This window comes from Brucella rhizosphaerae, assembly GCF_002252475.1.
GTDB lineage: Bacteria > Pseudomonadota > Alphaproteobacteria > Rhizobiales > Rhizobiaceae > Brucella > Brucella rhizosphaerae.
Window position 1 is genome coordinate 75471 of the sequence record NZ_NNRK01000021.1, and the last position, 13002, is coordinate 88472.

The following is a 13002-nucleotide window of genomic DNA, read 5'->3' on the forward strand; positions in this document are numbered from 1 at the left end:
GGATGGATAAAACGGGCCAATAAACTGCTAAGCTTTGACTAAATGCTGGCCGCTCCTCGCTGACGCGGCTCACCTGTTTTGTGCCAAGGGTGTTAGTCATGGAAGCAACAGCCGACAGGCTTCTCGTCCCGGAAAATTCTGTGAGACCGGCTACCGTTGAAACCGAACTCTCACCGGCGGACATTGAGCGCTTCGGAACTGACCCCGTGACGTCGTTTGCTGAAAGCCTCACGCGGGTGAAGCAGCGTATCGCCGATGCCGCTCGCCGCGCTGGTCGAGATCCGGAGAGCGTGCGGCTGCTCCCTGTGACGAAAACGGTTCCTGCCCATATCCTGCGTCTGGCACATACGGCCGGAATTTCGGATTTCGGAGAAAACAAGATTCAGGAGGCTCGCGACAAGCATGCCTCTCTTTCCGATCTTGATATCCGCTGGAGTATTATCGGTCATCTCCAGACCAACAAGGTTAAATATCTTGTCCGCTTTGCACGGGAGTTTCATGCTCTGGATAGCATCAGGCTGGCAGAGGAGCTGAATAAACACCTCTCAAGCAAAGGCCGCGATCTGGACGTTTTCATACAGGTCAACACCTCGGCCGAGGATAGCAAATATGGACTTCATCCTGATGAATTGGCCCCCTTCGTCAGGCGGCTCGGCGAATTCCCACACCTTAAGCCACAGGGCCTTATGACCCTCGCAATATTCAGCGCCGATACCGAGCGGGTTAGAACTTGCTTCCGTCTGCTAAGGGATCTGCGTGATCAGGTGCTTTCCATACAGCCGGACATGACCCGTCTTTCTATGGGCATGTCGGGAGATTTTGAAACAGCGATAGAAGAAGGAGCGGATGTTGTTCGCGTCGGCCAGGCTATCTTCGGCGCCCGTCCTCAAGGCAGTGCTGCTTACTGGCCCGGTCTTATCTCTGTTAATCAGACTCAAGAACAAACAGATCACTGAACGTCAGCCGAATTTCGTTTGTAGATGCCTGTTTGTTGGGGTGCCAATTGTGTTGATACTCCGTCGTATATGAGGCCGGAAGTTACGCGCATTGATCAGAGCTACAATAGCACTCCCCAAAACCCACTTGCGAATCGCATAAGTGTATGCTTATGTGTATGCATGATAGAACAGGAAATTTTCCGAGCTTTGGCGGATCCAACCCGCCGGGCAATCTTCGAGAAGCTGGCAACGGGCGGCAAAAATGCCAGCGCGTTACGTGATGGCATGGAGATCAGCCAGCCCGCAATGTCGCAGCACCTTTCTGTTCTGCGAGGAGCGGGGCTCATTAAGGAAGAACGTCAAGGACGATTTGTGAACTATGAAGTCGATCCGGAAGGGCTGGCTTTAATCGCGCAATGGCTCGGGAAATATCGCACTTACTGGCCACAACGCGTTGAAGCTCTCAGAGGTTTGTTGAAGGATATGGACCAATGAATCTTGAAAAGACCAGTATGGAGCAAAGCGACGTCAGGTTGGAGTTTGATGTGGACGAGCCGCTACAGAAGGTGTGGCGGGCGATCAGTATTCCAGAATTCAGGGATGTCTGGCTGCCGAATGATACTTTGGCCAATCCTGATCCGGTTTCGATAACTCCAGACGAGGAAGTTAGCTATCGACTGCGCGAAGAAAGTCCACCTTTCCTTGAAAGTACAGTGACATTTATGATTGTACCGAATGCGATGGGAGGCACTCGTCTCAGCATTATTCATAAGTTGACTGACGAGAGGCTTCATCGGACGGCGAAACCTGCTGCCAATAGCAACAGCCCCATACTTATGCTCGCTGCCTGAACCGGCAGATTTAAACCTTAATTTTCTGAAGAGTGGAGTTCGCCTATGAGCGAAGCGATGCAGCTTGTCCCTATGGTCGTTGAGCAATCAAGCAGCGGGGAACGGTCTTTTGATATCTACTCGCGTCTTTTGCGTGAACGCATCATTTTCCTCAATGGAGAGGTTAACGACACCGTTTCCTCTCTGGTCTGTGCTCAACTCCTATTTCTTGAGGCCGAGAACCCAGGGAAACCCATCAATCTTTATATAAACTCGCCCGGCGGCGTCGTCACGAGTGGGTTCGCGATCTATGACACGATGCGCTTTATTCGCGCGCCGGTTCATACGCTTTGCATGGGCACAGCTCGGTCCATGGGTTCATTTCTTCTCATGGCAGGTGAGCCCGGTAAAAGGTTCGCTTTGCCTAATGCCAGTATACTCATCCATCAGCCTTCCGGTGGTTTTCAGGGACAAGCTTCGGACATAATCATTCATGCCGAAGAAACTCTGAAGATCAAGCAGCGCATGACGCGACTTTATGCCGAGCATTGTGGACGTTCCTATGAAGAATTTGAACGTGGGATGGATCGCGATCGATTTATGACCGCAGAAGAAGCTTTGGAATGGGGTATTGTCGACCGCATTCTCGATGGTCGGGAGGGCGTAGCGCGTCAATAACGTGCGCATTGGCATTGACATATGCCAGAGAACAACCTGCGTTCGCCGAAATTAACCGCGCAGTAAAGTGGATGCGGCAGCGCTCCCTCGCAATACTATTCGAGCAGCTGGAGCTTGGTTCAAAATCGACGCTGTTGATGGTTTGGGCGGCTGTCCAGATAGCTATTTTGCTTTTACGTGGGTCGTCAGCTTGCCTGAGCGTGCTGACGCTGCTCCATCTCTTGTGCGATAATTCGGTTTGCTTTCACAGCTGAAATTGCTGGTCGGCTCTTGAAACCCGTCATTATATAATATATTAAAGTATATAATGATGGGTTTATGGAGCGTGCAAATGCTTATCAACGCAATATCCGAGAAATTGTCGATATCGCCTCAGCCAACTATGCAGGGAATAAAATCGCTGCGCGGCAGAGGGTTCAGGACACTCATCAATAACCGGCCCAATGATGATGATGACCCTACGAGACTTTCAGCTAATACGGAACGACGCGAAGCAATGGATCAGGGCCTTTCCTACGCATTCATTCCGGTCACGGTCGATACAATGACTGAAGCGGATGTAAGAGCGTTTCAAAGAGCTGTAGCTGAATCGGATGGACCTGTTCTTGCACATTGCAAAGACGGTACGCACTCGCTCAACCTCTACCTGATTGGCGAGGCTCTTGACGGACGGATGTCCGATGGTGAGGTCGCCGTGTTCGGGCGGAATCGTGGGTTCGATACCAGCAGTGCGGTAGGCTGGCTCAAGCAACAGGCCACGCACCGACCACAAGTGCGGGGTTTTTTTGACAAGCGAACCTCAAGTGTCCAGTACGTGGTGACCGATCCCACGACCCGCAAGTGTGCCATCATAGACCCTGTTCTTGACTTCGACGAGAAGTCCGGATCGACGGCAACCATCAATGCCGATGCAATTCTCGATTATGTTCGCGATAACGATCTGACTGTTGATTGGATCCTCGACACCCATCCCCATGCTGACCACTTCTCGGCCGCCCATTATATGAGGGTGAAGACGGGCGCCCGGACGGCAATCGGCGAGTGCGTTGTCGATGTCCAGAAACTGTGGAAAGTGATCTACAACTGGCCCGAACTTGCCACTGACGGATCGCAATGGGACCGGCTGTTCGCCCATGGTGACACGTTCGAGATCGGCTCTATCGAGGCGACCGTTCTGTTCTCTCCCGGACATACGCTTGCCTCTGTCACTTATGTGATTGGCGATGCTGCCTTTGTGCATGACACGGTTTTCATGCCTGATGGCGGCACGGCGCGAGCTGATTTTCCAGGTGGCAATGCGCGGGCATTGTGGAAGTCGATCCAGGATATTCTAGCACTTCCGGATAAGACACGGATATTCACAGGACATGACTATCAGCCGGACGGCCGAACCCCTCGTTGGGAAAGCACGATTGCTCAGCAGAAAAAAACCAACCGGCATCTCTTTGGTGTGAGTGAAGATGAGTTCATAGAGCTGCGGACGAAGCGCGACAAAACACTACCAATGCCGAAGCTCATCCTACATGCCTTGCAGGTAAACATTCGCGGCGGTCAGCTGCCCGAGCCTGAAGCCAACGGTAAACGTTACCTCAAATTTCCGATAGATGCCTTTCAAGGAGCGGTGTGGGAATGAGTGCCGATCTGAGGAAGATGATCAGGGCCGGGCTTTCTCCGGCGGAGATGGTCGGTCGAGCCGGAGAAGTTGCGGAGCTATTAAAGACGTTGTCTCATCCGGCACGTCTGATGATCGTTTGCAACCTTGTGGAGGGGGAGTACTCGGTGGGTGAACTGGAAGAGAAGGTGGATGTGCATCAGCCTCATTTGTCACAGCATTTGACGGTGCTGCGTGGCTCGGGGATCGTCGAGACACGCCGCGAGGGGAAACAGATATTCTATCGCTTGACGGAAGAGAAGGCCGCGCAGTTGGTTGCCGCCCTTTTCGACATTTTCTGCCGGAAGGAATTGGTATGAGCAGCTACCTGCCATCTTTACTCGGAGGCATGCTGATCGGTATGTCTGCCGTTACGCTTTTGCTTCTCAATGGTCGCATTGCAGGGATCAGCGGAATTGTCGGGCGTCTTGTGCAAGGGATCGGCTTGACCACCAATCTAGCGTTTGTGCTGGGGTTACTATTGGGGCCGATCGTTTATCTGCTAGTGTTCGGCGGATGGCCTGTTGTGGAGATTACCTCGGATTGGTCATTGGTCATTGTTGCTGGACTGCTCGTTGGATTTGGCTCGCGTATGGGATCTGGCTGTACCAGTGGCCATGGCGTCTTGGGACTTGCTCGCCTGTCTCCGCGCTCTGTTGTGGCAGTTGTAATTTTTTTGACAGCGGGAGTGCTTGCCGTCGCAATTCTGCGAGGTTTCGGATTATGAACCGGAATATCTATCAATTTGGTGCGGCTCTCGCTTCCGGCGTCGTCTTCGGTTTCGGTCTGTCCCTGTCAGGCATGCTGAATCCGGCTCGGGTCCAGGGGTTTCTGGATATCTTCGGCGCTTGGGACCCAAGCCTGGCATTTGTTCTCGGTGGGGCAGTCGTCATCGCTTTTGTCGGTGTGCAAGTGATGAAACACATGAAACATCCGATCTTTGATGACAGTTTCCATGTCCCGACAAACCAGAGGATTGATGCGCCATTGGTCATTGGCTCTGCCTTGTTCGGCTTGGGCTGGGGCATAGGGGGGCTTTGTCCCGGTCCGGCGGTTGCGTCTCTGTCGGGGGGCATTCCTCAGACAGTATTGTTCGTCATCGCGATGTTGGTCGGGATGACGTTGCATGACAGGGTATGGAGCAGGCGAAAGTGAGCGCCTTAATCTGCATCACACAGTTCGAGAAACACTCTCAAGCGCCCACTTCCCACCCTCATCTTCCAGGTAGCAGATGAGGTGGTTTATCGGGGCAGGGGCGTGATCACGATCAGCACTTGACGATATTGGCATCCAAATGGCCTTTAAGCATTTCCGGAGTATTTCAGGAGTGCAGTCCCTTTATCTGGATGTCTACAATACCTCTCGCCAATGCAATCTTATCGCCCTCAGTTTCAGCGCTTCTTGGTTGGTACCAAATTGAAAGCCAGTTGATAGCGCCCAGAACTGCCTTGGCTGCAACAGATACATCGACATGCCGCATGCTGCCGTCGTCAATACCTTCGCGAATAATCTGCTTAAACAAATCCTCGAACCGGCGTCTGATCGAAATCAGTTCGTTGAGGGTTCGGCGTTGATCGGGCGTGGTTGCCGCAAGTTTATGCATGTGGACGCCTTGCACCACGACAGCCTCAAAAGCGACGTTGTTCATCATCGCCAGTGCGTGGGCCATCAGCATCTCTTCAAGCCGATGCAGAGCAGAGCCGGTCGATGCCATGGCTGGCTCTACAGCTGTAAACAAGCGCTCCATTCCTTCACGATGCACATCGAAGAACAAATCAGTCTTGGAAGAATAGTAGTGATAGATGCGTCCCTTGGTGGAACCCATTCTGCGTGCCACATCGTCAATGCTCGTCGTAGAAAACCCCTGCTCCATGAAGCATTGGGCCGCTGTTTCGAGGATCACTGCGTTACCAGTACCATCTGTTCGATTGTGTCGGCGGCTATCAGCCATCTGCTTCTCCAATTTATGCGTAAGTAAGCGGGCTACAAAGCCTAGCAAATTTATTCATCAAAATGCCACTAGACAAAGCTATGTTCAAGTGCATACTACTCAGTATGTTGTTGATTGATACGGTAGTTGCCCATCTTTCAGCGCTTGGAGGATATTTCATTTGGAAAAAGAACCGAATTCTGCTGCGTTTGCCCTTCCTGCAAGCGCGGAAAGCCAGATCTTGTATTCGGATTGGCTTTATATCGATCAGCAACTTGTAGACCGGTTTGCCGATGTGATTGATGATCACCAGTTCATTCATACAGACCCTTCGCGTGCGGCCGATGAAAGCATTTTCGGCGGTACGATTGCGCATGGGTTTCTTGTTCTCGGGCTGCTGACCAAACTAAGCCGGGAGGCCCTACCGGAAATCGCAAAGGGTGTGGTCGAAATCAATTACGGTTTTGATAAAGTTCGCTTCCTGGCGCCGGTAAAAATCGGCTCGTCAATAAGGGGCGTATTTGCGACCAGACTTGTGCAGCCGAAGGGTAATGGCACGCTCCATACTCTGAGCGTTACCATCGAAATTAAAGATGAAACCAAGCCAGCACTTGTCGCAGACTGGCTCATACTTGCAATAGGCTGAGGAGCGTCATGACTATTTCGTTTGAAAATCGTGTGGCAATTGTAACGGGTGCGGGCGGGGGACTCGGACGCGCCTACGCGCTTGAACTGGCCGCACGTGGCGCAAAAGTCGTTGTGAACGATTTCGGTGGTAGCCGGGATGGAACCGGCGGGGCGTATGAGGCTGCGGAAAAAGTAGTCGCAGAAATCCGAACGAAGGGCGGTGTGGCCATTGCCGATGCAGGAAATGTAACGAGCTTCGAGGACATGCAGGCGTTGGCAAAACGCGCTGTCGACGAATTCGGACATATAGACATTCTCATCAACAATGCAGGCATCTTGCGCGACAAGAGTTTCGCCAAGATGGGGATGGCCGATTTTCGCGCGGTGGTCGATGTTCATCTCATCGGATCTGCCAATGCAAGCAGAGCCGTATGGGATGTCATGAAAGGACAGAATTACGGCCGCATCCTGATGACTACATCGACCTCCGGAGTTTATGGCAATTTCGGCCAATCCAATTACGGTGCGGCCAAGGCCGGCCTGATTGGCCTTATGAATGTGTTGCATTTTGAAGGTCAGAAATACGGTATCCATATTAACGCTATTGCTCCGACTGCAGCCACACGCATGACCGGCGACGTGTTGGATGAAGAAATGCTGGTGCGTCTCGCGCCTGAAAACGTGGTTCCGGCGGCGCTCTTCCTTGTCAGCGAACAGGCTCCAAGCCGCACCACCCTTCTGGCTGGGGCCGGTACGGTTGCGCGCATGGCAATCGTGGAAAGCGAAGGCGTTTATCTGCAGAAAGGCGAGCGGACGCCGGAAGCTGTCGCAGCAGCCTTTGGGAAGATTGACGATCTGACGGGCTTTACTGAACCCGATGCCGGATTAACCCATGTTGATCGGATTATCGCAACTTCGCGGGCCCATGAGGCGGTCGAATGACGCCACCGAAAATCCGCCCGCAAGCTGAGCTTCGCTCTGCTTATCGGGAGTTTTACGATATGCAGACGCGATGGAGTGACATGGATATTTATGGTCACGTCAACAACGTCGTCTATATGCAGTATTGCGATGCTGCTTTGAATCGGTCGCTCATTGCTGCGGGTGCTCTGGAACTCAAGGGCAATACGCCGATTGGTGTTGTCGCGCGCAGTACGACGAATTACTTCTCCGAAATTTCTTATCCGGATAATGTCGTCGTCGGAGTTCGCATCGAACATATTGGCAATTCCAGCCTGCTTTGGGGCTTCGGCATTTTCAGAGATGGTGAAGAGTCGACCGCAGCAAAAAGCGAGTATGTACACGTTTATGTTGACCGTACCACGCGGCGACCCGTTCCGCTTACACCGGAATTGACGCAGCTGGCCGACAGGCTTTACGTTCCATTGTCAATGGAGGAGCACTCATGAGAGAAGCTGTTATAGTATCGACTGCCCGCACCCCGATTGGCAAGGCTTATCGCGGGGCATTCAATGATACAACTGCACCTATGCTGGCCGGTCACGCCATAGCTGCTGCCATAGAGCGAGCGGGCATTGCCGGAGCGGAAGTCGATGACGTTGTCATGGGTGCAGCACTTCAGCAGGGCACCACTCATATGAATATTGCCCGCACATCGCTGTTGCGAGCCGGTCTTCCGGTTTCAGTTCCCGGTCAATCGATGGATCGTCAGTGTGCTTCCGGGTTAATGGCCATTGCGACTGCTGCCAAACAGATCATCGCCGACGGAATGACGGTGGCAATCGGTGGTGGCGTAGAACAGGTCTCTCTGGTGCAGAATGAACATATGAATGTCTACCGGTGGCGCGATCCGTGGCTGATGGAACATCTGCCTGCGACTTATATGAGTATGATCGAGACTGCGGAGATCGTTTCCGCCCGCTACGGTATCTCGCGTGAAGTGCAGGATGAATATGCTCTGCAATCGCAGCAGCGCACTGCTGCGGCGCAGGCGGCAGGCCATCTGAACGCTGAAATTGTACCGCTTCAGACCACCATGCAGGTCAAGGACAAGGCAACAGGCGAGGTTTCCTCGAAAAGTGTCACACTGACGATGGATGAAGGCAATCGCCCTGAAACAACAATTGACGGTTTGAGGGGATTGAAACCGGTCTTTTCCGGCGGGCAGGTCATCGCGGAAGGTGGTTATGTGACTGCTGGTAATGCTTCGCAACTTTCCGATGGCGCGTCAGCGTCGGTCTTGATGGAAGCCAAAGAAGCCGAAAGGCGTGGTTTTTCTCCGCTCGGTATCTACCGAGGTATGGCTGTTGCTGGCTGCGGCCCTGACGAAATGGGTATTGGCCCAGTTTTCGCTGTACCGAAACTGCTCAGGCAGCATGGGCTGACCGTTGATGATATTGATCTTTGGGAGTTGAACGAGGCCTTCGCTGCGCAGGTGCTTTACTGCCGCGACAAGCTTGGCATCGACAACGAGAAACTCAATGTGAATGGCGGTGCCATCTCGATTGGCCATCCATACGGCATGTCCGGAGCCCGTATGACGGGGCATGCTCTTATCGAAGGTAAACGCCGAAATGGACGCTATGTGGTTGTGACCATGTGTGTCGGCGGTGGCATGGGTGCAGCCGGTCTGTTTGAGATCTGCTGATATCAAATAAAAAGGCCGGCGAGCCGGCCTTTCGAGTTATCGGCGATATGAGCTCAATTCACCCCGTGAGCTTGGCCTTAATGATTTCCTTGTCAATTGTATCGCCGGTAATCCCTTCGTTTCTCAGGATGTGCTTCTGGATTTTGCCACTTGAAGTTTTCGGGAGGGAATCCAGAACCCGCACATAACGGGGCACCATAAAGCGCGGTAAACGGCCGGCGAGAAATTCCAGTAACTCCTCCGCCAAGATCTCGTAGCCTTCCACAGGGGTGACAGCAATCAGCACTTCATCTTCGCTGAGCTCACTGGGGACCGCAATAGCCGCGCATTCCCTTACTGCATCGTGAAACAGGACTTCGGCCTCCAGCGCAAAGGAGGAGATGTTTTCACCGCGCCGGCGGATCACGTCCTTCAGGCGATCAACGAAGAAGTAAACTCCGTCTTCATCTTTGCGGAAGCTGTCACCGGTATGAAACCATCCGTTGCGCATGGCTTCGACCGTTGCTTTCGGATTGTTGTAATAGCCCTTCATCAAAGACCATGGACGATCCGAGCGTATAATCAATTCGCCAGCCGTACCGGCAGGCACCTCAATGTCATTTTCATCAACGATGCGCAGTTGATACCAGGGGCGCGGCTTCCCGGCGATGCCTTTCTGCGTAATGCCCGGCCCTGCGACGAGGGGGCTCGCAATCTCGGTCATGTTATAGATTGTCCATGCGTCTACGCCAAATCTTTGTGCAAACAGAGGGCCATCTTCTCCAAATGGAGTGATAAACGCGCGGCGCAATGGATGTTTTTGATCTTCCGGTGATGCGGGCTGTTTTAAAAGGAAGTTCGCCATTACCCCCAGCAACAAGCAATAAGTAGAATTGGTGTCGCGGATCGCTTGCCAGAAATGCTGCGTCTTGAATTCGCGCATCATACCGATGGAAAGTCCGCGAGCCAGCATTGCATAGACATAAAGGGTTGAGCCACAATGAAAGATTGGACCGCAGATCATGCACCGGTCTGTTTCGTCCACACAATCAAATGCGTCCGGCCCCATCGTATAAAGCTGGACATAGGAGGTCAGGACACCCTTGGCGCTTCCCGTCGTGCCCGAGGTATACATGATGGCAAGCGTGTCCCATGGCTCGATCGGCTTGTCGAGAACCAGCTCGTCTTCACCGACGGCCTCTACGTCGGTCAATGGCAGGATTTCCACATCGGCCACTTTGCAGTTCGTGACACCTTCCACCACCAGAACCTTACGCAGCTTTCCCGGAGAGATATCCACGAGTTGCTTTACAAGATCGGCCCGCGCAACCATCAGGGGTGCGTCAGCATCTTCCAGAACGTGTTCTAATGAGCGACCAAGTGCTGCCGTATTGATCGGCACATAGACGGCACCGATATAGTTGATTGCAAACCATGTCGTAAGCAGATCTTCGCCATTGCCTAAGAAACAAAGGACGTGATCGCCACGTTTGACGCCATGCAGTTGCAGGGTGGCAGCGCGCCGGCGAACCCGGTCGCGTGTCGTCCGATAGTCCCACTCGACCGATTGCCAAAAGTTCACAAAGGGTGCCGTAGGGCGCTCCGCTGCATAGCGGTCGAGCATATATCTCAGCACTGAATGGTCACGGTCAAGCGCACGCTGATCTGGCGTCATATTGTAAAATCCTCCTACCCGGCGTGCGACTAGACCTCAAAAGAGGACGGTTGCAAAGCCCATATTAATATGCAACATACTCAGTAGTATGTCAAAGTGAAATACCGTGGAGGGCAGAAATGGCCATTGTCGATATTGAGCGCGCAGGACCGGTTGCTGTAGTGCGCTATGATCGTGGCGGCAAAGCCAATGCTCTCAATGAAGAGTCCATACAGGCCCTCATTCAGGCGGCAGACGAATTGTCGGCAGATGATACCGTTCACATTGTCATCCTCACCGGAACAGCGAGCCGTTTTTCGGGCGGCGTAGACCTGCATGATGAAAATCTCTGGCGGTCGAACGCGGATGCAGTGTCTCGCCATGTGTCGATGTCGCTCGGTGGAACCATGTGTGACCGCTGGCGAATGTTACCGCAAGTAACCATCGCAGCCGTTGAAGGTGCTGCCGTAGGAGGCGGTGGAATTCTGGCCTTGGCTACAGATTTCCGTATCATGGGGCAGGGTTCGTTCTTCCAGTTTCCTGAGGTACGTCTTGGTATGACTTTGGGGTGGGGCGGACTGCCGTTGCTGTCGTCGCTCATTGGCCCGACACAGGCCAAGCGTGTGCTCTTTACAAATGAGCGGATCGGCGAACAGGAAGCACTTAATATCGGTCTTTGCGAGAAAATATCAGTCGCTGGTGGCACTGTTGATGCTGCGATGCTTTTTGCACAAACCATCGCGGAGTGCCCGCCATTGGCGTTGCGCATGACCAAGAGGGCTATTGATCACAAGCATCGCAGCAATTGGGCCGCATCATTTGAAGCAGACCAGTTTTATCTGGCGAGGCTGATTGCCGAAAGCAGCAGTCAGACCGGCTGACGACGAAGTTGAATTGGGAGGAGGAAACCATGACTACGAAATCGATGATACTTTCCGGCGCATTTTTTGCAGCGCTGGTAGCAAATTCGGCTATGGCCGAGCCCGTTCGTCTGGGTGTTCTGACGGATATGTCGGGAATGAATTTCGATCTGGCAGGTGAAGGCTCCGTCGTTGCGGCCAGGATGGCGGTGGAAGACTTTGGTGGTACGTTGAACGGAGAACCAATAGAAGTCATCGTGGGTGATCACCAGAATAAGCCCGATATTGGTTCAACTCTGGCCCGCCGCTGGATTGATGAGCAGAACGTCAAAGCAATTATCGACGTTCCGACTTCTTCTGTGGCGATGGCCGTTCAAGAAATCACCCGCGACAAGGATGTTGCGTTTCTGGCCTCCACGGCCGGGTCATCAGATCTGACGGGTAAGGCATGCTCGCCGACTACCGCTCAGTGGACGTGGGATACTTACGCACTTGCGAACGGCACGGGACGGGCTATCACGCAGGAGGGTGGTAAGAAGTGGTATTTCATCACAGTGGATTACACATTCGGTCATGCTCTTGAACGTGACACTGCAGAGGCGGTCAAGGCCAGCGGCGGCGAAGTCGTTGGTTCGGTTCGCCACCCACGCGAAACCACTGACTTTTCGTCTTTTCTGCTTCAGGCCCAGTCATCCGGCGCTGATGTGATTGCCCTCGCCAATTCGTCGGGGGATACGATGACAGCACTCAAGCAGACCAGTGAATATGGTATCTCGCAAGGTGGCCAGCGTATTGCCGGTATGCTGCTGTTTCTATCAGACATTCATAGTGTTGGTCTTGAAACTGCTCAGGGGCTCACGCTGACCACTGGCTTTTACTGGGATTACGACGATCAGACCCGTGAATGGTCGAAACGCTTTGGTGAGCGTATGGGAGGCAAAATGCCGACGATGGTGCATGCCGGGGTTTATTCTGCAGTCATGAACTATCTTAAAGCTGCTGAAGAGGCCCAGACGACCAGTGGCAAAGTGGTCATCAAGACCATGCGTGGCATGAACATCAATGATTTCTTCGCCCGCAACGCAAAGCTTCGTGAGGATGGGCGTATGGTCCATGACATGTATCTGGTTCAGGTGAAGTCGCCCGCAGAATCCAAAGGACCCTGGGATTATTACAAGGTCTTGAAGACTATTCCGGGCGATGAAGCCTTTCGCCCTCTCGACAAGGGCGGCTGTCCTTTGGTTACG

16 protein-coding genes are annotated in these 13002 nt (G+C 53.1%); 14 read left to right on the forward strand and 2 right to left on the reverse strand.

What is annotated here, in order from left to right; all coding sequences use genetic code 11:
- Positions 1-98 precede the first annotated feature (98 nt).
- From CEV32_RS05630 to CEV32_RS05665, 8 genes are all read left to right on the forward strand, one after another.
- Positions 99-956 carry a YggS family pyridoxal phosphate-dependent enzyme gene (locus CEV32_RS05630; RefSeq protein ID WP_094574989.1) on the forward strand — a complete coding sequence of 286 codons (858 nt, stop codon included), beginning with the start codon at positions 99-101 and terminating at the stop codon, positions 954-956.
- Between the two features lie 162 nt (positions 957-1118).
- Positions 1119-1433, forward strand: coding sequence for an ArsR/SmtB family transcription factor (locus CEV32_RS05635; protein ID WP_094574991.1), 315 nt, complete (start codon positions 1119-1121; stop codon positions 1431-1433).
- Complete coding sequence (locus CEV32_RS05640) at positions 1430-1789, forward strand: SRPBCC family protein (protein WP_094574993.1); 360 nt, start codon at positions 1430-1432, stop codon at positions 1787-1789. Before CEV32_RS05635 ends, CEV32_RS05640 begins: the two co-directional genes overlap by 4 nt.
- Positions 1790-1834: 45 nt before the next feature.
- Positions 1835-2446, forward strand: coding sequence for an ATP-dependent Clp protease proteolytic subunit (locus tag CEV32_RS05645; protein ID WP_094574995.1), 612 nt, complete (start codon positions 1835-1837; stop codon positions 2444-2446).
- Between the two features lie 331 nt (positions 2447-2777).
- A complete protein-coding gene (gene blh, locus CEV32_RS05650) occupies positions 2778-4079 on the forward strand; it encodes a bifunctional sulfur transferase/dioxygenase Blh (RefSeq protein WP_094574997.1) in 1302 nt (433 codons plus the stop codon).
- Positions 4076-4417: a sulfite-sensing transcriptional repressor BigR gene (gene bigR, locus CEV32_RS05655; protein WP_167382749.1), complete on the forward strand. Its 342-nt coding sequence runs from the start codon at positions 4076-4078 to the stop codon at positions 4415-4417. Before blh ends, bigR begins: the two co-directional genes overlap by 4 nt.
- Positions 4414-4824, forward strand: a complete 411-nt coding sequence (locus tag CEV32_RS05660; protein ID WP_094575001.1) for a YeeE/YedE family protein — start codon at positions 4414-4416, stop codon at positions 4822-4824. Before bigR ends, CEV32_RS05660 begins: the two co-directional genes overlap by 4 nt.
- Positions 4821-5252, forward strand: a complete 432-nt coding sequence (locus CEV32_RS05665; protein WP_094575003.1) for a YeeE/YedE family protein — start codon at positions 4821-4823, stop codon at positions 5250-5252. The genes CEV32_RS05660 and CEV32_RS05665 overlap by 4 nt, the downstream gene beginning before the upstream one ends.
- Before the next feature lie 166 nt (positions 5253-5418).
- Here the strand turns inward: CEV32_RS05665 and CEV32_RS05670 are convergent, their stop codons facing one another.
- Positions 5419-6048, reverse strand: a complete 630-nt coding sequence (locus CEV32_RS05670; protein ID WP_094575005.1) for a TetR/AcrR family transcriptional regulator — start codon at positions 6046-6048, stop codon at positions 5419-5421.
- Positions 6049-6208: 160 nt separating this feature from the next.
- Between CEV32_RS05670 and CEV32_RS05675 the strand changes: the two genes are divergently transcribed.
- The 4 genes from CEV32_RS05675 to CEV32_RS05690 are packed head-to-tail and all read left to right on the forward strand — an operon-like array spanning position 6209 to position 9262.
- Positions 6209-6673: a MaoC family dehydratase gene (locus CEV32_RS05675; protein WP_094575007.1), complete on the forward strand. Its 465-nt coding sequence runs from the start codon at positions 6209-6211 to the stop codon at positions 6671-6673.
- Between the two features lie 8 nt (positions 6674-6681).
- Positions 6682-7596, forward strand: a complete 915-nt coding sequence (locus CEV32_RS05680) for an SDR family NAD(P)-dependent oxidoreductase (protein WP_094575009.1) — start codon at positions 6682-6684, stop codon at positions 7594-7596.
- Positions 7593-8063, forward strand: a complete 471-nt coding sequence (locus CEV32_RS05685; protein WP_094575011.1) for an acyl-CoA thioesterase — start codon at positions 7593-7595, stop codon at positions 8061-8063. Before CEV32_RS05680 ends, CEV32_RS05685 begins: the two co-directional genes overlap by 4 nt.
- Entirely contained in the window at positions 8060-9262 is a 1203-nt protein-coding gene (locus CEV32_RS05690; RefSeq protein WP_094575013.1) for an acetyl-CoA C-acyltransferase, read from the forward strand. The genes CEV32_RS05685 and CEV32_RS05690 overlap by 4 nt, the downstream gene beginning before the upstream one ends.
- Positions 9263-9320: 58 nt before the next feature.
- Here CEV32_RS05690 and CEV32_RS05695 read toward each other — a convergent pair whose 3' ends face one another.
- Positions 9321-10916 (reverse strand): AMP-binding protein, encoded by a 1596-nt coding sequence (locus CEV32_RS05695; RefSeq protein WP_094575015.1) that lies wholly within the window; start codon positions 10914-10916, stop codon positions 9321-9323.
- Positions 10917-11035: 119 nt separating this feature from the next.
- Here CEV32_RS05695 and CEV32_RS05700 point away from each other — a divergent pair, with 119 nt between their 5' ends.
- Together CEV32_RS05700 and CEV32_RS05705 are read left to right on the forward strand one after the other, a co-directional pair.
- The gene (locus CEV32_RS05700; RefSeq protein WP_094575017.1) at positions 11036-11776 is read left to right on the forward strand and encodes an enoyl-CoA hydratase/isomerase family protein; all 741 of its coding nucleotides are present in this window, start codon (positions 11036-11038) and stop codon (positions 11774-11776) included.
- A 29-nt stretch (positions 11777-11805) separates the two neighbouring features.
- The coding region (locus tag CEV32_RS05705) for an ABC transporter substrate-binding protein (RefSeq protein WP_094575019.1) at positions 11806-13002 on the forward strand (1197 nt) is incomplete at its 3' end.